This window comes from Mucilaginibacter daejeonensis (assembly GCF_020783335.1).
GTDB classification, from domain to species: Bacteria; Bacteroidota; Bacteroidia; order Sphingobacteriales; family Sphingobacteriaceae; genus Mucilaginibacter; species Mucilaginibacter daejeonensis.
On the sequence record NZ_CP086068.1, the window covers coordinates 4540789 to 4561918 of the forward strand.

General features: G+C 48.6%; 17 protein-coding genes. 7 read left to right on the forward strand and 10 right to left on the reverse strand.

The features are described 5' to 3' along the window. The first annotated feature begins 11 nt into the window (after positions 1-11). The 5 genes from LLH06_RS19480 to LLH06_RS20830 all read left to right on the forward strand — a co-directional run bounded on the left by LLH06_RS19480 (position 12) and on the right by LLH06_RS20830 (position 7958). Positions 12-1946 (forward strand): M56 family metallopeptidase, encoded by a 1935-nt coding sequence (locus LLH06_RS19480; protein ID WP_228170959.1) that lies wholly within the window; start codon positions 12-14, stop codon positions 1944-1946. A gap of 1020 nt (positions 1947-2966) precedes the next feature. After that, positions 2967-4628, forward strand: coding sequence for a DNA repair protein RecN (recN, locus tag LLH06_RS19485; protein WP_228170960.1), 1662 nt, complete (start codon positions 2967-2969; stop codon positions 4626-4628). Between the two features lie 5 nt (positions 4629-4633). Next, positions 4634-5398: an energy transducer TonB gene (locus LLH06_RS19490; RefSeq protein WP_228170961.1), complete on the forward strand. Its 765-nt coding sequence runs from the start codon at positions 4634-4636 to the stop codon at positions 5396-5398. Between the two features lie 446 nt (positions 5399-5844). Next, entirely contained in the window at positions 5845-6657 is an 813-nt protein-coding gene (locus LLH06_RS19495) for an enoyl-ACP reductase FabI (RefSeq protein WP_228170962.1), read from the forward strand. A gap of 86 nt (positions 6658-6743) precedes the next feature. Beyond that, positions 6744-7958, forward strand: a complete 1215-nt coding sequence (locus LLH06_RS20830) for a carboxypeptidase-like regulatory domain-containing protein (protein WP_228170963.1) — start codon at positions 6744-6746, stop codon at positions 7956-7958. Positions 7959-8100: 142 nt separating this feature from the next. Here LLH06_RS20830 and LLH06_RS19505 read toward each other — a convergent pair whose 3' ends face one another. Continuing rightward, positions 8101-10635: an ATP-dependent Clp protease ATP-binding subunit gene (locus LLH06_RS19505; protein WP_228170964.1), complete on the reverse strand. Its 2535-nt coding sequence runs from the start codon at positions 10633-10635 to the stop codon at positions 8101-8103. A gap of 483 nt (positions 10636-11118) precedes the next feature. Between LLH06_RS19505 and ettA the strand changes: the two genes are divergently transcribed. Further along, positions 11119-12801 carry an energy-dependent translational throttle protein EttA gene (gene ettA / locus LLH06_RS19510; protein WP_228170965.1) on the forward strand — a complete coding sequence of 561 codons (1683 nt, stop codon included), beginning with the start codon at positions 11119-11121 and terminating at the stop codon, positions 12799-12801. 58 nt (positions 12802-12859) lie between these two features. Here ettA and LLH06_RS19515 read toward each other — a convergent pair whose 3' ends face one another. From LLH06_RS19515 to LLH06_RS19550, 8 genes are all read right to left on the reverse strand, one after another. Beyond that, complete coding sequence (locus LLH06_RS19515) at positions 12860-13192, reverse strand: DUF805 domain-containing protein (RefSeq protein WP_228170966.1); 333 nt, start codon at positions 13190-13192, stop codon at positions 12860-12862. Positions 13193-13371: 179 nt separating this feature from the next. Then, complete coding sequence (locus LLH06_RS19520; RefSeq protein ID WP_228170967.1) at positions 13372-13749, reverse strand: VOC family protein; 378 nt, start codon at positions 13747-13749, stop codon at positions 13372-13374. After that, on the reverse strand, positions 13746-15479 hold the full coding sequence (locus tag LLH06_RS19525; RefSeq protein WP_228170968.1) for a glycoside hydrolase family 3 protein: 1734 nt from the start codon (positions 15477-15479) through the stop codon (positions 13746-13748). Before LLH06_RS19525 ends, LLH06_RS19520 begins: the two co-directional genes overlap by 4 nt. Positions 15480-15561: 82 nt before the next feature. Continuing rightward, positions 15562-16065: a shikimate kinase gene (locus LLH06_RS19530; protein ID WP_228170969.1), complete on the reverse strand. Its 504-nt coding sequence runs from the start codon at positions 16063-16065 to the stop codon at positions 15562-15564. Then, entirely contained in the window at positions 16066-16368 is a 303-nt protein-coding gene (locus tag LLH06_RS19535) for a hypothetical protein (protein ID WP_228170970.1), read from the reverse strand. A 3-nt stretch (positions 16369-16371) separates the two neighbouring features. Then, a complete protein-coding gene (locus LLH06_RS19540) occupies positions 16372-17433 on the reverse strand; it encodes an ABC transporter permease (protein ID WP_317206694.1) in 1062 nt (353 codons plus the stop codon). A gap of 4 nt (positions 17434-17437) precedes the next feature. Next, the gene (locus LLH06_RS19545; protein WP_228170971.1) at positions 17438-18634 is read right to left on the reverse strand and encodes a BT_3928 family protein; all 1197 of its coding nucleotides are present in this window, start codon (positions 18632-18634) and stop codon (positions 17438-17440) included. Positions 18635-18676: 42 nt separating this feature from the next. Next, positions 18677-19210, reverse strand: coding sequence for a DUF1599 domain-containing protein (locus tag LLH06_RS19550; protein WP_228170972.1), 534 nt, complete (start codon positions 19208-19210; stop codon positions 18677-18679). Between the two features lie 62 nt (positions 19211-19272). On the opposite strand from LLH06_RS19550, the gene folP reads away from it, so the two are divergent. After that, the gene (folP, locus tag LLH06_RS19555) at positions 19273-20145 is read left to right on the forward strand and encodes a dihydropteroate synthase (RefSeq protein ID WP_228170973.1); all 873 of its coding nucleotides are present in this window, start codon (positions 19273-19275) and stop codon (positions 20143-20145) included. Between the two features lie 16 nt (positions 20146-20161). On the opposite strand, the gene LLH06_RS19560 is transcribed toward folP, so the two are convergent. Then, a complete protein-coding gene (locus LLH06_RS19560) occupies positions 20162-21076 on the reverse strand; it encodes a cyanophycinase (RefSeq protein ID WP_228170974.1) in 915 nt (304 codons plus the stop codon). Between the last annotated feature and the right edge of the window lie 54 nt (positions 21077-21130).

Consider the following 21130-nt stretch of genomic DNA (forward strand, 5'->3'; position numbering starts at 1 on the left):
CCTAAAGTCTCATGGAAACACTGCTGTATAATTTAGGACAAGCGCTTGGTATGGCCATATTGCATTCATTATGGCAAGGGCTGCTCATTTACCTCCTGCTCAGGTGCCTGTTGGGCGCACTGCCGGGCATAGGTTCAAGCGGGCGGTACAACCTTTCGGTAGCTGCTATGCTGGGTATCGGGGTTTGGTTCATGGTCACCCTGATCAGTGAACTTTACGAACAGGACTGGAACACCTACACAGCAGTGATCCCTCAGGCTTATCCTTTTTCGCTGAAAACGCTGGGCACATCGGCCATTAAAGCTTATGAGAGTTACAGCATCAGCCTGCGCCCACAATTGCCCTTCATCAGCATGTTGTATGCATGTGGACTGCTCTTACAAGGCACGCGGCTATACTATGGGCGCCAGCAATTAAGGGCACTTAAAAAGACCCTGCTACCTGACGCTGCCTTGCACGCACAGATCCAGCGTTTGGCTCAGCGCCTCAAGATCAGTAAGCCAGTGCAGGCCGGTATGAGCCATTTGGCTACTGTACCCTGCGTGGCCGGCTACCTTAAACCGGTGATCTTTATGCCTGCGGCCATGTTCACCTGCTTATCGCCTCAGGAGATCGAGGCCATATTGGTGCACGAACTGGCCCACATCAGGCGGCATGATCATTTGATCAACTACCTGCAGCAATTGCAGGCGGCCGTCCTGTTCTTCAATCCTTTTAACATCCTTATAGACCGGATGATCGATACTGAGCGCGAGCATTGCTGCGACGATATGGTGGTGAACGTGACCGGCCAGCCGTTGCATTATGCTTATGCCCTGCTTAAGATACAGGAAGCTCAGCCTCAACAGAACGCCCTGGCCTTGGCGGCCGGTGGCAAGAACCATTTACTTAACCGAATAGAACGCATCATGAAAACGACAACACCTGCGGGTAACGTACGTCACCTCGCACTATCATTGGTATTACTCACCGGCAGCGTATGCAGCATCGCCTGGTTCAACCCCGAATTTAAGGACGGCAAATTACTGGTCAAGCACGTTGATGTACCTGCCGTACTGCACACCTTTATTGACACCGTACCTAAAGCACCTAAGCCCCCAAAACCGGCCAAACCCGTTGCTCCGGTAAAAGCCATGATGCCTGTGGTGCCACCGGTAGCAGCAAAAAGCATAGCCGAGGACCCTAACATGGACAGCCTGGCGGCCGAAGTGAGAAAATATTCGGACCGGGTGACCAAATTTTACCTGAGCCCAAAGTTCGCCTCCATTCGCAAAGAGTTAGAGCAGACCACGGTACAGATCGCCACCCGCATGAAAGACCCTGAGATGCAGGCCCTGATCGCTCAACAAATGCAGCATGCCAGCCGCATCACCAGCTCCCCCGAGTTCAATGAACTGGTGACCGAAGCCTCGCAAAAGGCCCTGGAACTGACCAAGTACATGGGCGATACCACCAGCAAGGATTATCGTAAGACCTCGATCGAGCTACAGGCTATCAGTAAAAAGTTGGAATCATTAGGCAAAGGGTTCGAGGTTAGTGCCAACGGCGAAAGAACACGCACCCTGGACAAAAGCCTGGATAGCCTCAACGCCAAAATAGCGGCACGCCAAAAAGAGCTGAACATTGCGCCACTACAGGCCAAGATGAAAAGGATACAAGCGCAGATGGAGCAGTATGCTAACTCGCCTGAGATCAAGAAAGACCAGAAAAAGCTTCAGGAAGCTGCGGCCAAGCTATACCAGCGTAGCAGCAAATTGGGTTATAATAATGCTAACGAGATCAGAAAGCAGATTGATATCAAAGAAAGACCTGAACAACCCGAACTGAAAGAAAAGATAGAGATCAGGGAGAAGCCTGAATTGAAGGAAAAGATCGAGATCAAAGAGAAGTCCGAAAAGCCTGAACTCAAAGAGATCCAGATCAAAGAAAAGACCGAAAAGCCGTAAGGCGGGTGCAGCTGCACCAATTGCTATACATCATCCCATCCCGTCATGCCGATGCATATCGCCATCCCTCAAGTGCGCTACCTTGCATGTGGGATGCTGAAACAAGTTCAGCATGACGGGATGGGTTACTGTGCCCCCACCTTCACCAACCCCGTCATGCCGATGCATATCGGTATCGCTCAGGACAAGTAGCCAACCTTGCTGTGAGATGCTGAAACAAGTTCAGCATGACGGGATGGGTTACCACAGTGCTATCCTACACACTGTCATGTTGAGCGTAGTCGAAACATCTTATACATGCGAACCGATCGTGTTACTTGATAGGACGCTTCGGCTACGCTCAGCATGACATTTTTATTTAAGGATTTAAGAGCTGCTCTCACCCCCGAACCGGTCATGCCGATGCATATCGGCATCCCTCAGGACAAGTAGCCGACCTTGCTGTGACAATACCCTATACCTTGTCATGTTGAGCGTAGCCGAAACATCTTATACATGCGACCGATGGTGTTACATAATAGGATGCTTCGGCTGCGCTCAGCATGACATTTTTATTTAAGGGCTTCTCTCCCCCCGACCGGTCATGCCGATGCATATCGGCATCCCTCAGGACAAGTGGACAATAAGCTAACCTTGCATGTGGGATGCTGAAACAAGTTCATCATGACGGAATGGGTTAATATGGTAACACCCCACACGCTGTCATGTTGAGCGTAGTCGAAACATCTTATACATGCGAACCGATCGTGTTATTCGATAGGATGCTTCGGCTACGCTCAGCATGACATTTTTATTTAAGGATTTAAAAGCTGCTCTCACCCCCGAACCGGTCATGCCGATGCATATCGGCATCTCTCAGGACAAGTGGACAATAAGCTAACCTTGCATGTGGGATGCTGAAACAAGTTCAGCATGACTGGATCTGAGTAGATAAAGCCCGTCCAAAAAATAACGCCACCCTCACCTGTAGGCATTGCTTTTGCATTTGAGTATCTTTGTGGTACCAATACGAACATCTGCATGCTGCAACAGCTAACCATTCATAATTATGCTTTGATCGATAACCTGCAGATCAGTTTTGATGCAGGGCTGAACATCATTACCGGCGAAACAGGTGCCGGTAAATCGATCATATTGGGGGCATTATCGCTCATTTTAGGTCAGCGTGCCGAGAGCAAGTATTTTTTTGACCAGCAAAAGAAATGCATCATAGAGGGTACGTTCCATATAGACGAACTGCACCTCAAGAACTTTTTTGAGGAAAATGACCTGGATCACCACGCCGAGACCATTTTGCGCCGCGAGATATCGGCCGATGGTCGGTCGCGGGCCTTTGTGAACGATACACCTGTGAACCTGGCCACGCTTAAACTGCTGGGCGAGCAACTGATCGATATCCACTCACAGCAGGCCACACGCGAGATCAACGACCCGGCCTTTCAACTGTTGGTGGTGGATAGTGTGGCCAAGCACCAACCTTTGCTGGCCGAATATCAGACCAACTATCGCGCGTATAAAAAGGCCACCACTCGTTTACAACAACTCATTGCCGACAACGACAAGGCCAAGGCCGACCTGGATTATTACCAGTTCCAGTATGATGAGCTGGAAAAGGCCGGTTTACAAGCCGACGAGCAGGCCGACCTTGAGCAGGAACTGTACACGCTGAACAACGCCGAAGAGATCAAACGCAACCTGACCGGCGCCTTGTACCTGATACAGGATGGCGAGGCTGCCGTTACGTTGCAGCTCAAAGAGGCTTACCAACAATTATCGGCCCTTGAAAAATATAACCCTGCCATTGCCGAACTGCATGAACGCCTGAACAGCACCCTGATCGAGCTGAAGGATATAGCGGCCGAGATAGAGACCATTGAGCAGCAGACCATGACCAATGAGGCCCGCGCCGATGAGGTGAACACTCGCCTGAGCATGATCTACAACCTGCAAAAAAAGCACCGGGTTAATACTAATGCCGAGTTACTGGCCATACAGGAGGACCTATCGGCCAAAGTACAGCAAGCCCTTTTTGGCGACGAAGAGATCAGCGGTTTACAACAAGAGATCGATCTGCAACGCAAAGACCTTACTACGCTGGCCGGTCAGCTGTCAGCCAACCGGGTCAAAGCATTACCCGATATCGAGAAACAAGTGATGAGCACCCTGGCCGAAATGGGAATGGGTAATGCCCACCTGAAGATAGACCATACCTCCACCCCCGGTCATGAACTCACCCGTACCGGTACCGACCAGATCAAGTTCCTGTTCACGGCCAACAAAGGGCATAACCTGGCCGAAATGAGTAAGGTGGCGTCGGGGGGTGAGCTTTCGAGGTTGATGCTGAGCATCAAATCCATCATTGCGCGCTATACCGCATTGCCCACCATTATTTTTGACGAGATCGATACAGGGGTGTCAGGTGAAGTGGCTAACAAGGTGGGCGTTATTATGGAGCGCCTGGCGGGCAACTTGCAGGTGATCACCATTACACACTTACCGCAGATCGCCAGCAAAGGCGAAAGCCATTATTTTGTGTATAAGAACAACGACTCGGCTACCACTTATACCCAGATCAAGCAGCTTAACGAGCAGGAACGCGTGACCGAGATAGCCAAAATGCTGAGCGGCGACAAGCCAGGCGAAAGTGCCCTGCAAAATGCCCGCGAACTACTGAATAGCTGATCATTATGAGGGAACTCCTTCTGTTGATCGGCTTATTAGTTCTTTGCAGTACCGGCAAAGCGCAATATGTACCCAAAACGCAGTATAGGGACACCATATTCCTTAGAGGTTATATTTATGACCACAAGGGGAACCCGGTTTCAGGAATGGTATTGCGATCAAGACATAACGATACTACTTATGGTTCGCCGCTTTTAAGTGAAACAGATGCTAATGGATATTTTGCTATAAATGGAGCAATGGTGAACGATACCCTCACTATCGAAAGGCACTTTTTGTATAAAGAACAAAAGCTATATAATAAAGGTAGTCGTTATATGGTGATCTATTTACCATTACCTAATGATAATATAGACCTTAACGCCGATAAACCTATAACAGTAGCGCATGTGAGGCAAACTCAAAGAATGCCCTTTATATTTCAGCCTCCTAATAGTTACCCTAATCCCGGTGTATTTTCTAATGTACAGCAATACCCGCATTATAAGGGCGAAACTCCGGCTTTTTTAGACTCAGTTAAAAAACATCTGATATATCCTCACCAAGCGGTAGCTAACAATATAGCAGGCATGGTCAAAATATCGTTCCTTGTAGATCGTGATGGTACACCCAGAGATCTTACAGTGTTAAACGGCTTAGGCTATGGCTGCGATCAAGCGGTGATGGACGCTATAAGATACGCCGGCAAATGGGACCCTGCGAAAAGTAACGGACGAGCCACAACAATTCATCAAACTATTACTGTTGAATTCAAATTGACCGATAAGTGATCGCATCTTATTGACCGCTCTTCATGTGCCCTCATATCAAGTGACACTTTCATTTTATAAGAGACCTCGATCCCGGCCGAAGAACACGCACCCTTAGTGTACCGAAAAGGTGTTACATCGCTGTAACAAAATTCCCTGAATTTCCCCACTTTTCAGCATTACGAATTTCATAAAAACCCAACTTTTTCCACATTTTCCAACAAAAAGCTGAAATGTAACACCATTTGTAACACGGTAACACTTGGATGTAACAGCTCAAGACAGCGGGCTAAGTGTTTTAAAGGTGATAAAACCGATAGTATCCACCCCTTTTTGCGAATTTCATAACGGGCAGTTGACTGATATTAGGAATGGACTACCGCCTTTGACCGCCGATCTTTTTTTATCCTGCTGGCTTACTGCTAAATAATTTTTACCTTTACCACCCGATAATCAATTCCACTATAATGGCTTATAATTTATTACAAGGTAAAAAAGGTATCATTTTTGGCGCCTTGAACGAGCAATCTATCGCCTGGAAAGTAGCACAACGCGCAACCCAGGAAGGTGCCCAGATCGTACTTTCGAACGCCCCTATAGCCCTGCGCATGGGCGAGCTTAACAAACTTGCCGAAGAGTGCAATGCCCCGGTGATCGGTGCCGATGTTACCAATATGGATGATATCAACAACCTGTTCACCAAAACGCAGGAGCACTTTAACGGTGGCGTGGATTTCATTCTGCACTCTATCGGTATGAGCGTTAACGTACGCAAGAACATCCCATACACCGACAATAACTACGATTTCACTTTCAAAGGATTTGATATATCGGCCCTGAGCTTGCACCGCATCCTGCAGGCGGCCATGAAGCATGACGCTATCAACGAGTGGGGTTCGGTAGTGGCTTTGAGCTACATCGCCGCTCAGCGCTACTTCCCTGGTTACAATGATATGGCCGATAACAAAGCCGTATTGGAAAGCATTGCCCGTAACTTTGGTTACGAGTACGGCATGAAAAAGAACGTACGTGTGAACACCATCTCACAATCACCTACCCGCACCACTGCCGGATCAGGCGTTAAAGGTTTTGATGGCTTTATCGAATTCGCCGAAAAGATGAGTCCGCTGGGTAATGCCACCGCCGACCAGTGCGCCGACTACGCGATCACCCTGTTCAGCGACCTCACCAAAATGGTGACCATGCAGAACCTGTTCCACGATGGCGGTTTCTCATACACTGGTGTTACACAGGCAGTTATTGACCAAATGAGCAAATAAAACATACCCCACCGTTATAAAAAAGCCGCAGCTTGCACTGCGGCTTTTTTATTTTGAAAACAACTAACTATTTAGTTAATTGCATCATGCGGATCAAGTTCTTACTGTATCTCCTGGTGTTGCCCTTGTGGGTAAGTGCGCAAAATACCATTAGCGGTAAGGTGATCGGGCTGTATGATAAAAAGCCTATCGTTAAGGCAAGCATCTTTTTAAGCAACACCACTGTAGGAGGAGCCACAGGCGAGGATGGTAGTTACTTGCTCACCAACGTAAAGCCCGGACAGTATGATATGGTGGTATCGGCCATCGGCTTTGAGACCGTCCATAGGACCGTGATGGTGAACGCCAACGTGACCATACCCTTCATCGAACTGGAACCCAAGACCATTGACCTCAAAGCCGTAGAGGTAAAACCCGACCCCGAATGGGAACAGAACTATAAGCTATTTAAGACCGAGTTCTTTGGCGAACATCCCTTTGCGCAGCAATGCAAGATACTGAACCCCGAGGTGATCAACCTGACATATGACAGAAAGGCTAACGCACTGATCGGCTCGTCTAACGATTATATCGAATTTGAAAATAATGCGCTGGGCTATAAGATCAAATATCTGTTGCTCGACTTTGAACGCAATTATGCTAATCAGAGGTTCTATTACCAAGGCAATGTCTTGTTCAGCCCCATGAAAGGCACACCCCGCCAAATGAAAAAGTGGATGAAGAACCGGCTGGAAGCATATAACGGCTCGTCGCAACATTATCTGAGGTCGGTATTGCAGCGATCGGCCGAGGCTCAGGGTTTTAAAACGCTTACCTTGATGCGCAAGCCTAATCCAGCCCGCCCGCCTGACAGTTTGATACAAGCTAAATTGAAAGAGTTTAGAGCGAAAAGGTTACAAGGCAGCAGTATGGTCATGTCGGGCGGAGATTCTCTTATTTATTGGGGGAACAAGAACCGATTATCAAAAACGGTGGAGATACTGGTTACCAAACCACTCCGGGTAGACAGCCTATTGAAACGCACAGACCAGCGGGGGATATTTGCTTTTGGCTATCAATACATACCTTATGTTATTTACACCAAAAAAAGTGATGATGGCAGCTATACTAATAAGCCGCTGAACGCACCCAACAACCGAACCAGCCTGATGGTGATCAATGACCCCTACATCTTTTTTGACATGAACGGAGTGATCATTAATCCTACCTCCATAATTTTTGAAGGCTATTGGGCAAAAGACCGTATGGCCAAAATGCTTCCGGTAGATTATGACCCTAACGAGGCGGACAATAAAAAGTAAAATTAGAGCTTACACATAAAGCAAGAATTTCCCAGATAATTCAATAATTTCCATACAAATTTTCGGGTTCAACGGTAAAACCTGTACAACTAAAAAGAGCCGCTGATCGATCAGCGGCTCTTTTTAGTTGTACAAGAAGTTCTTAGCCTTCTTGCTCGGTCTCCGAGGTCTTGCTCTCGCCGCTGTGCTTGGCGATCACTTTGATCTCGTTGGCCTCTTTGTCAAAGTCAACTTCCATAACGTCACCATCGGTCAGTTCACCTTTCAAGATTTCTTCTGCGATCGGATCCTCCAGGTATTTTTGGATGGCTCGTTTCAACGGACGTGCACCGAAGTTCTCGTCGTAACCGCGCTCTGCGATCACTTCTTTAGCATTTTCGGTCAGTTCAACTTTATAACCCAATCCATTGATACGGCCGAACAATGAAGCCAGCTCGATATCGATGATCTTGTAGATGTTCTCTTTGGTCAATGAGTTGAACACGATCACATCGTCGATACGGTTCAGGAACTCAGGAGCGAAAGCACGTTTCAAAGCGTTCTCGATCACGCCTCTTGAATGGGCGTCAGCCTGGTTAGCTTTAGCGGTAGTGCTGAAACCAACGCCTTGACCAAAGTCTTTTAACTGACGGGCACCAATGTTAGAGGTCATAATGATGATCGTATTCCTAAAGTCCACCTTACGGCCTAATGAATCGGTCAATTGACCTTCGTCTAATACCTGTAACAGAATGTTGAACACGTCAGGGTGAGCCTTCTCGATCTCGTCAAGTAATACTACCGCATATGGTTTGCGACGTACCTTTTCGGTCAATTGGCCACCTTCTTCGTAACCCACGTAGCCCGGAGGCGCTCCTACCAAGCGTGACACAGCGAATTTCTCCATGTACTCGCTCATATCGATCTGGATTAAGGCATCCTCGGTATCGAACATAAAGCGCGCAAGCTCTTTGGCTAACTCGGTCTTACCAACACCGGTAGGACCTAAGAAGATGAACGAACCGATCGGCTTTTTAGGATCTTTCAATCCGGCACGGGTACGTTGAATAGCACGGGTCAATTTCTTGATCGCATCATCCTGGCCAATGATCTTGTCCTGAATGCTCAAGCCCATATTCAGCAGTTTTTGGCTGTCGGCCTGACCAACTTTTTGAACCGGTATACCGGTCATCATGGCCACAACTTCGGCAACGTTCTCTTCAGATACGGTGTAACGTTTCGATTTGGTCTCAGCTTCCCAAGCTGCTTTAGCTTGCTCTAACTCTTCCAACAAATGCTTTTCAGTATCACGAAGCTTGGCTGCTTCTTCGTACTTCTGGCTGCGAACCACCTTGTTCTTCTCAACCTTGATCTGCTCGATCTTTTGCTCGATCTCCAGTATGTTCTCTGGCACGTGGATGTTGGTCAAGTGTACCCTTGAACCAGCCTCATCCAATGCATCGATCGCTTTATCAGGTAAGAACCTGTCGGTGATGTAGCGGGCAGTTAAGCTTACGCAGGCATTGATCGCTTCAGGAGTATAGGTAACACCATGGTGCTCTTCATACTTGTCCTTAATGCGGGTCAGGATCTCGATGGTCTCATCAGGGCTGGCAGGTTCCACCATCACCTTTTGGAAACGACGATCTAGCGCGCCATCTTTTTCAATGTACTGGCGATACTCATCTAAAGTGGTGGCGCCAATGCATTGTATCTCACCCCTGGCCAAAGCCGGTTTAAACATGTTCGACGCATCCAAAGAACCTGAGGCACCACCGGCACCTACTATGGTATGGATCTCGTCAATGAACAAGATCACGTCTGGCGATTTTTCCAGCTCGTTCATCACGGCTTTCATACGCTCCTCGAACTGGCCACGGTATTTAGTACCGGCCACAAGAGAAGCAAGGTCTAACGTAACCACTCGTTTGTTGAACAACACGCGCGATACTTTACGTTGAACAATGCGCAAGGCAAGTCCTTCGGCAATGGCCGATTTACCCACACCCGGCTCACCGATCAGTATCGGGTTGTTCTTTTTACGGCGAGACAGGATCTGCGATACACGCTCGATCTCTTTCTCACGACCAACGATCGGATCCAGGCGGCCTTCTTCGGCAGCTTTGGTCAGGTCGCGGCCAAAGTTATCCAGCACTGGTGTCTTCGATTTAATGTCTGACACTTTTTTAGGCTGGCTGAATGATTCTTCTTCTTTAAAATCATCATCACCACCAGTAGATGAACCTGGCATCTCATCAGTGATGTTCTTATGCGCTTCTACCTCACCTTTAAAGATCTCATAGTTCACATTGAATTGCATCAGCAATTGTGAGGCTATGTTATCTTCATCACGTAAAATAGAGAGTAATAAGTGTTCGGTTCCAATGATATCACTTTTGAATATCTTGGCTTCCAAATAAGTTATTTTTAAAACCTTCTCGGCTTGTTTGGTCAAAGGAATGCTGCCGATATGAACGTTGGTTCCGGTAGTACCTTTAACAGCATCTTCAACAGCGCGGCGTAACTTGGCGGTATCCACATTTAAGCCTTTCAGCAATTTTATGGCTATCCCGTCGCCGTCGCGAATAAGTCCTAATAACAGATGTTCTGTTCCTATGTAGTCATGACCAAGGCGCAGAGCCTCTTCCCGACTGTAGGAGATCACATCCTTAACACGTGGCGAAAATTTAGCTTCCATCGAGTACCTTTCTATATTTTAATTTTTTTTGACCCGATCAAATATCGTTTTAAGGGTACCCAAAAGGATCTTATAAGTTTTAACAACAATGTTGCCAACCTTCAACAGCGGCTATTTTAAATTGCTATTTAATTGTAATGTATGGTCGGCTGGCCCGCGGCCCGGCTCACCGGGTCGACAATTATGACATTCAACGCTAAATAAACACGTTCAACAACTGCAATTTAGTATTTGATGCGAATAATTGTATAAAGTTTAACAAAATATATCGGCCAGCTTCACTTATGCCTTTCCTGAAAATTAGTCACACTAACTGTGTCAAATAGGCATAAGGGTTGAACGCAAAGTTGCGGTATAGAGTTTCAGTTATTTACAAATCGATATCAGCACTGAGATATGTTCGGTCGAACGCTTATCGAATGATGCTATTGTAGTTGCAAAGCCCCGCTATTTGGCTGATATTTGAATTTCAACATATCAAGAATGGCTGACGAAAAGATCATATTCTCGATGGCTGGTGTAAGTAAGATATACCCGCCTCAAAAACAAGTACTAAAGAACATATACCTATCTTTTTTCTATGGCGCTAAGATCGGCGTTATAGGTTTGAACGGTTCAGGTAAATCATCATTGCTCAAGATCATTGCAGGGTTAGATAAGTCGATCCAAGGCGAGGTCGTTTTCTCACCCGGTTACTCAGTAGGCTACCTGGCACAGGAGCCTGAGCTCGACCCTGAAAAGACCGTACGCGAGGTAGTGGAAGAAGGCGTTGCTGAGACCACTGCAATATTAAAGGAATACGAAGAGATCAACGAGAAATTCGGCCTTCCGGAATATTATGAGGATGCCGATGCGATGGATAAGTTGATGACCCGCCAGGGTGAACTGCAGGACATCATCGACTCATCGAACGCTTGGGAACTGGACACCAAATTGGAACGTGCGATGGATGCCCTGCGTTGTCCTGACCCTGACACCAAGATCGCCGTGCTGTCAGGTGGTGAGCGTCGCCGCGTGGCTATGTGCCGCTTGTTGTTACAAGAGCCAGATGTGTTGTTGCTGGATGAGCCTACCAACCACTTAGATGCCGAAAGTATCGATTGGCTGGAGCAGCACTTAAAGCAATATAAAGGTACCGTGATCGCCGTAACGCACGACCGTTACTTCCTGGATAACGTAGCCGGCTGGATCCTAGAGCTTGACCGCGGCGAAGGTATCCCGTGGAAAGGCAACTACTCGAGTTGGCTGGATCAAAAGGCTAAACGCTTGGCTCAGGAAGAAAAGACCGAAAGCAAACGCCAAAAGACCCTTGAGCGCGAGCTGGAGTGGGTGCGTATGGCTCCCAAAGCCCGCCATGCCAAGGGTAAGGCCCGTTTGGCTAACTACGAGAAACTGGCCAGTGAGGAAACACGCGAGCGTGAAGACAAACTGGAACTGTTCATCCCGCCAGGCCCGCGGTTGGGCAATGTGGTGATCGAGGTGAACAACGTGACCAAGGCTTATGGCGACAGGGTATTATTCGAGAACCTGAGTTTCTCGTTACCTCCGGCAGGTATCGTAGGTATCATTGGACCTAACGGCGCCGGTAAGACCACCCTGTTCCGTTTGATCACCGGCCAGGAGCAGCCTGATGCAGGTACCTTCCGCGTGGGTGAGACCGTTAAGTTAGGTTATGTTGACCAGATGCATGACGACCTGAAGGCCGACAAGTCGGTTTGGGAGAACATCACCGACGGGCAGGAGACCATTATGCTGGGTAACCGCCCGGTCAACTCGCGCGCTTACGTATCGCGTTTTAACTTCAACGGCGGGGATCAGCAAAAAAAGGTAAATGTTTTATCGGGTGGTGAGCGTAACCGGGTACACCTGGCCATCACGCTCAAAAAAGGCTCGAACGTTCTGTTACTCGATGAGCCTACCAATGATATTGACGTGAACACCTTACGTTCATTGGAGGAGGCGCTTGATGATTTTGGTGGTTGCGCCGTGATCATCAGTCACGACCGCTGGTTCCTGGATCGTATCTGTACCCACATCATTGCTTTTGAAGGCGACTCGCAGGTGTATTTCTTTGAAGGTAACTATAGCGACTACGAAGAGAACCGCAAGAAGCGCCTGGGCGATGTAGCGCCTAAGCGCATTAAATACAAAAAACTGGTAGAATAGCATCTACCGATTTATAAACAAAAAAGGTTGCCCTTGATCAAGGGCAACCTTTTTTGTTTTATTGAACAGCTGGCTGAACTTCCAGTTCGTTAGAGCCTTTAGGGCTCGGGCCGTATTGGTTGGTGCCCGGGTCACCTGCGGCGAACAGCATCCACAGACCGTAAAAAGGAATAAGCTGATACCAGCCCGAGTTGCCACGGTCATGGCAGCGTTTGGTATTTTGCGCTAACGCGAACCACAACAACACTGGGAAGGCCAGCAATAATAACATAGAGCCACCTGCAAGGATGCTCATGATCGCGAAAGCAGAGATAGCAGCATATACTACGAAAGATAGTACATACTCGGTACGGCCGATACGGCCTTTGAGAGATAAGGGTCTTTTGAACATGGTTGGTTGGTTTAAGACCATTAAGCTAAATACTATATTTTATTATTGCAAAATTTTTTAGCAAATTAATGTTAAAGCAATAAAATCATTGCTGAACAGCATTATAGTTGCTTGATAGTTACTGAACAGAAGTACAGGCGAGACAAAGCGATGGGCGAATAACCATGATCAATAGCCGATCAATAATGACCTTTTAAGGCAATGATGACGCCGTAACCATCTGGGTCATTATACTGGGTACCGTTTTGTTGCCAATATGGATTTTTAGGCACGACCGGCATCACATCAAATGAGGTGAACCTTTGCTGAACAGTGGTCAGTTCCTCAGCGCTGTCCATATAAAACACCAGCGGGTCATCAGCATCAGGATGATGAACGGGTGGATGTTGGGATGTAGTGAACTCTAAATGCCAGGGTGCTTTCGGGATGCCGATGAATACACCATCGTAGCCATTGTGGTCGGCGAATCGACCCAATACCTCCAACCCAAGTATATCGCCATAAAAGCGGATCATTCGGTCAAGGTCGGTAGTATGGCGGGCCACGCGCAGCGTCATAACGCTATTTTTGGCTGGCCCATACCCCAGCCATTGGTAAAGTACGAATTGATATTGACCGGTAACCGCCCCGAAGGAGTAAGCTGACGCGAAAGCACCCGGGCCGCAGCACGTTGCATGCTTTCATCTTTTTGGTAAGCCGCTAATAACACCCCCGTACGCTCGATGCCCGGCATGGATGCCAGCGTGTAAGGGTTAGCAAAAAGGCTGAGCGCTGCATTCGGCATCTCGGCGATCTGGACTACAGCATCCTTAACTTGTGCCGTAAGGTCCAATTTGCTTTGCGGGCGCAAGCGTTCATCATGCACGCCAATGATGATCTGCTTGTAACCCTTAAGATCGTTGATCAGCTTATTGATCTCGTAAGGCTGGGCGTTCTTTTTCAGCGTGAAGAGCGTACTGTTCAAGTAATATTTGGCCAGTTCTTGCTGGTAAACGGTAGGCAGTGTAACGCCTATGCTCACCAAGGCGGTCTTCTGCATAAAGTTGAACCTTTCCAACAGGCCGTTGTCCTGTAGCATGGTCACGGCATTATCGCTCAATTGCTGCACCAGCTCTTTGGCGGTGTTGCGGTTGAGGTCGGCACTGATGCCTTGCACATCGGCAGGACTATAATTGGCTAACCCAGCCCAGTACTTGGCGTACAGTACTTTTTTTACCTTGGCATCCAATACCGCATCGCTTACCTTGCCGCTACGGATGGCTCGCCTGATCGCCTTGATGGCTCCGTATGAGTTCTCTGATAGCTCGATGATATCGGTGCCGGCCATGAACGCCCGAAGGTCGGCCTCACCATTAGGGAAATATTTGGTCACGCCTTTCATCTCCATGGCATCAGACACTACCAGTCCTTTAAAACCCAACTGGTTCTTGAGTATACCGGTAATGATGGGCCGCGACAACGACGAAGGCATATTTTTGGCCGGTTCCAATGCCGGAATACTCAGGTGAGCCACCATGACACCACTTATACCCGCCTTGATGGCTTCTTTAAAAGGATACTCTTCCAACGTATCTAACCGCTGGCGGGTGAACGGCAACTGCGGCAGGTCAAAATGCGAATCGACGTTGGTATCGCCATGACCCGGGAAGTGCTTGGCGGTGGTAATCAGCCCAGCCTGCTGCATGCCCTGCATGTAAGCGATGCCACGCAGGGCCACTTTGTATTTGTCATCACCAAATGACCGGTAGTTGATCACCGGATTATTGGGATTGTTGTTCACATCCAACACCGGAGCAAAATTGATATGGGCACCTATACGCTTAAAATCGAACGCGATCTGTTTACCCATTTCGCGAATGAGCTTGTCGTTCTGTATAGCGCCCAACGTCATTTGGTATGGGTATGATATGGTCGAATCCAGTCGCATGCCCAGCCCCCATTCGCCATCCATGGCCACCAGCATGGGTATGTTGGATAGTTTTTGATAACGGTTTGTGAGTTGTGCCTGCCTTACCGGCCCACCCTGGAAGAACACCAGACCGCCGGGTTGCTCTTCCTGGATCACTCGTGCCACCGAATCGGCATAGGCCTGCCCCTTATTAGTATGCGCCCTGATGAAGAACAGTTGCGCGATCTTATGCTTGCGATCAAGGGTCTTAAAAACCGAATCGACCCAACGGTTGGGTGTATTCAATGACGAGATAAAGTCAGCTTTTTGGGCAAAGCTCGCAGTGGCGGTCAACAGTAGCGCGGCGGCAGTTACCGTACTTCTTTTCAGGATGTTCATAAATTACGTACGTCAAAAGTAAGCAAAGCAGCCCTTAAAAAGTTTTTAACTGAACGGTCAAAATATTGGCGGCAATATTCAGCTACAGCCCCAGTACCTGTGCAGCTTTGTCGGCGGTCAAACCGAGGCCATCAATTATCACCTTGGCGCGGGTATAAAATGGTTCGCGTTCGGTCAATTTTTCGGCAATGAAAGCTACCAGTTCGTCGCCATGCTTATCGCGAAGGATCGGCCGTGCCTCTTTCCCGTGCTCTAAGCGATCGGCCAATGTCTTAGGTGACAACTTAATATACAGGGTGGTGCCATTGGCGTTCATCCAATCCATATTGTCAAAAAAGCAGGGGGCGCCGCCTCCGGTGGAAATGATCACATTTTCGGGGTAGGCGGTTTGCCTCAATATCTCTGACTCGGCCACGCGGAACGCTGTTTCGCCAAATGAGGAAAAGTATTCGGCTATGGTCATGCCGGCCTGCTCTTCCAATGCGTGGTCAAGGTCGATGAAGTCATAGTTGAGCCGGCTGGCCAGCTTACGGCCAAGGGTGGTCTTGCCGCTACCCATGTAGCCGATCAGGAAGATACGCGCCATTTATTTTTTAAGTAAAGATCTTTTGATAAAATAGGTCATGAGCAGTACGATGCCCTCGGCCGCTGCTGCAGGGATGCAGAAAAATCCTGCAAAAAGTGGGTTGCCGTTATATTCGCCCCAAAGCACTAAGGTGAAGATGAACGCGATAATGAGCGACACCAACAGGATAAGCACCAACCTGCCCTTGCCAAAGAACGGCTTAAGCAACAGCCACTGGATCACCCGTGCGATCACGAATACCGGGAAGCTCATGTAAGCGATGAGCATGAACAGCTCGGGCAATGATATTTTTTGGTGAAGCATCGGTTAACTGAATTTGACCCGCGGATCGATCCATACGTAGATCACATCGACCATAATATTGATGATCACAAAAATAAAGGCAATGAATAAGATCGAGCCAATGATCACCGGAAAATCAGACATCTCCAGGGCATCCACCGTCACTTTTCCCAAGCCATTATAGCCGAACACATACTCCACAAAGAACGAACCTGCCAGCAACGAGGCGAACCAGTTGGCAATGGCCGTGATCACCGGATTGATCGCATTGGGCAGCGCATGACGGTAGATGACCGTATTTCTGCTCAAACCTTTGGCCTTGGCGGTGCGGATAAAATCCTGCCCTAACACCTCGAGCATAGAGCTGCGGGTGAGTTGTACGATGATAGCCAACGGGCGTAAACCCAGCGTGACCGCCGGCAGGATGACGTTACTCCAGGTGAGCACCTCGCCTTTGAACGGGTCGTAGCTGTATAAACTACCGGTCATGTTCAACCCGGTATAACGGTTCCAAACAAAGCCGAACAGCCAGGCAATGATGATACCGGCAAAGAACGATGGTGCCGATATACCTAGCACCGAAAAGCCAACTGCCAAGCGGTCGATCCAGGTATTTTGATGGACGGCGCTTAGCACACCCAACAATATGCCTAATACGATCGCCATCAGCATAGCCAGCACGGCCAGCACGAGGGTATTAGGGATAACTTGCATTAGCAGTTCGGCCACATCCTTATGTGTCTGGTACGAACGGCGCAGGTAGGGCCATTTCAGGCAAACTGCATGCGTGGCCGATACTGGGAACAACTTTATATATCCGTACCGCTCCTGCTCCTCGGCACTGCGCTCATGTATGCCAATGGGCGAAAGATCATTTAAATAATAAAGGAACTGCACGGGCACAGGCTTATCTAACCCGAACTCCTTACGCACTGCCTCCAACGACTGTACATCGGCGCGCTGACCTTGGGTCATGCGGGCAGGGTCCACCGGTAGTATGTTGAACAGGAAGAACACCACCACCACGATGCCCAGCATCACGGCCAGGCTATATCCTATTTTACGAAGCAGGTAATTGATGATCATGCCACTATTGCTTTTGCAGGTATCGCTTCACCAAACCATCATACGAAGGTATGGTATGATGATGCCATTTATTGATCACCGTGCCATTCTTGAGCAGTATCACACCCGGGTTAGCCCGTACCATGGTCTTGAGCGGCACGCCATCAGCATGAAATATCTCAAAGACCAGATGGTGCTGCTTGCTGAATGCTGCCGCATCGGCAGGTGAGGCTGCGGTAAGCATGACCGTACGCATGTTGTAATTTTGCCGCAGATCAATGGCCATAGCGTTCAATTTGCCCAAGGCGGCCTCATTGGCATGATGGAGGTCATACGCTACGACCACCAGACTGTAGAACGGGTTGCCTAATAGTTCTTGCGTATAATCACTGCCATGACCATCATTGATACCCAGATCGCGGATCTTGGGTTCAAAGCCTTTTTTGATGAGTTTGCGCTCCGGGTCGCCCTGTATCTGCCAATTAGCGTCTTTCCAAATGCCGCTTTTCAGGTACTCCTTGTCGTTCATGTTCTTCTCGGTACCAGTGGCTTTATTCTTGAGATGATAGGTCAGTTCGTACTCATCGGGCAAAGCACCGGCAGGGGTACTCATTTGTTGCGGGATGTTATTGCCTATCCTGTAAGGCAAAAAGTCGAACACGGGCAGGAAGTTGTAGGTGTACAGTCCGATGCCTAATGACACTACAACTGCGGCGGTAAGCCAGATCTTCTCGGCCTTTTCGCTCACCAGCGGCCTGATGCTTTTGCGGTTGAAGAACACGACCAGCACCAAGGCCAGCAATACCATATCCTTACCGAACGATTGCCATGGCGTAAGCGGTATGGCATCGCCAAAACAACCACAGGTTTGCACCACCTTAAAAAAGGCAGAATAAAACGTCAGGAACCCGAAGAAGATGATCAGTAGCAAAAGCCCCCAGGTCACGGTGTTGATGCGTATACCGATCAGCAACGTAAAACCCAGCACCATTTCCATGGCACAAAGTATTATACATAAACTTAGCGACAGATCATTCAAAAAGGTCATGTGGAACACCTCAAAGTATTCTTCCAGCTTATACGAGAAGCCGAGTGGATCATTAGCCTTGATCAGCCCCGAAAATATAAAGAGCAGGCCTACGGCTATGCGGCAAAACCATACCCCCCAGCCCCCTAAAGGGGGAGTTGGAACGTTGTCCTTATGATATGTAGATGTATCCAATCTATTATTTTTAAATACTTCAAGAGTTCCCCCTTCAGGGGGTTAGGGGGTTTTGATCAATGCGAATACCGCGTAGTTGAGCATATCCTGATAGTTTGCCTTTACCCCTTCTGATGCCAGGGTAAGTCCCTGATTATCCTCGATCTGTTTTACACGGAGCAATTTCATCAGGATCAGATCAGTGAGCGAACTGACACGCATATCGCGCCAGGCCTCTCCGTAGTCATGATTTTTGGCCATCATCAGGTCACGGGTCTCGTTGGCAAAGCGATCAAATAACTGCGCCACCTGGTCGACCGGCATTTCCAATGGCGTATCCGCACCACATTCCAGTTGCATCATGGCGATCAAGCAGTAATTGACGATGCCGATGTACTCGCCCTTGATGTCATCGCCCACCATCGATACTTTTTTCTCCTCCAGCGTGCGGATGCGCTGCGCCTTGATGAAGATCTGATCGGTAATGGATGATGGCCTAAGGATGCGCCAGGCCGTACCGTAATCGCGTGTTTTTTTGATGAACAGGCTTTTACAGTTGTCGATCACGGCATTATATTCTGCTATGGTATTGCTCAAAACGGTAGATCTTACTTTTAGTGAACTATATTTGCGGCACCGGTAAATATACCCGGCCGTAAATGGCTAAAGATACAGTTTTTCGTAAAAAGGCGATCATTAATGCAGGTGGTAAGCTGATCGATCTGAGTGTGCCTCAAGTGATGGGCATCATCAACCTTACGCCCGATTCTTTCTTTAGTGCAAGCCGCAAACCTGCGGTAGATGACGCCGTGCTGCAAGCCAAGCAAATGCTTGCCGAAGGTGCTGGAATGCTCGATCTGGGCGCTTACTCATCTCGCCCGGGCGCTGCTGACATTGGTCCGCAGGAGGAGAAGGACCGTCTGCTACCAGCGGTTGAGGCTATCGTAAAAGCTTATCCTGATGCGGTATTATCTATCGATACCTTTAGAGCTGATGTTGCCGAGGAGGCCATTAAGGCCGGAGCACACATTATTAATGACATAGGCGGCGGCACCTTAGATGAGGACATGTTCAGCACCGTGGCCCGCTTGCAGGTTCCTTACATATTAATGCACATGAAAGGAACTCCACAAAACATGGTACAAATGGCCAGTTATACCGATATATTCAGCGAGGTGTTCGACCATTTTGTGGAGCGTTATGAGACCCTGCGTGGCATGGGCATCCACGATGTGATCCTTGACCCCGGCTTTGGTTTTGCCAAGACCGCCGAACATAGCTACGAATTGCTTGATCGTATGAGCGGCTTCAAGATGTTGCAACTACCTTTATTGGCAGGCGTATCGCGCAAGCGCATAATCTACGGGCTATTGGGCACCACCGCCAACGAGGCATTGAACGGCACCACCGTGCTGAACACCATAGCGCTCAACAAGGGGGCCGACATTTTAAGAGTGCACGATGTTAAAGCGGCAGTAGAAGCCGTGAAGCTGTGGCATGCGGTAAGCAATGCAGGCGAACACGACAAATAACGACCAGAAAAATCTATTACTGATCTCGGTCAGGCAACTGCAAATACTCGCCTTCCTCGATCACAGCTTTCTTTTTAATCACCAGGCGTTGCTGCGAGATATCGTAACGGTCGAAGATGGACATCACGTGGACCTTCAGCCCGTCGATAGATACCGGCGCGCCCAGTTCTACGTCGTAAATATTGGTCTCTACTATATTACGGCCATCTACCACAATGGTCAGGCCCGAACCTATGGCCTCCATCATGTTACCTTCGGTGATCAGCAGGCCGGCATCTTCGCCCAAACCTATACCCAGCATGCCCGGGTTACTGGCCACTGCGTAGAACAAACGGCCTATGCGTCCGCGCTGTACAAAGTGGGTATCAATGATCATGTGATCAATAAAGCCTAAACCGGCGGTGATCTGCACCTCGCCTTTTACAAGGGCCTCATTGCTCGATCCACGGTAGATCATATTGGTAGACGCGGCTGCCGCCCCTGCCGAGGTGCCTGCTATAATGAAATTTTCTTTTTGATAGCGGTTCTTCAAGATCTGCAAAAATTCGGTACCACCGAATATGGAACTTAAGCGCAACTGATCGCCACCGCTGAACATCACCACATCGGCCCTGCGAATGCGCTCGAGCACCTCAGGGTCCTGGGCATCCTCGCGGCTGCGGATATCTAAAATGTTGATGTTGGTGATCGATAGCTGGTTGAAGGATCTAATATATTCCTGACCTACTAACTCGGGGATCTGGGAGGCGGTCACCACGATCTCGACCTGTGAACCTAAGCCTTTTGCCGATTCGTTGATAATGCGGCGAAGGATACCGCGTTCGAAGAACTTGATGTAATGCGGCTGCATGATGTGTTCTTCGGCACTCAAATTAGTGCCCATATCTACTGCTCCGCCTATGATAACTAATTTACCTTTCGGCTCATTCATCCTTTTAAATTAACTGGTACAATTACAAAGTAATAAAAAAATGAAAGGATACCA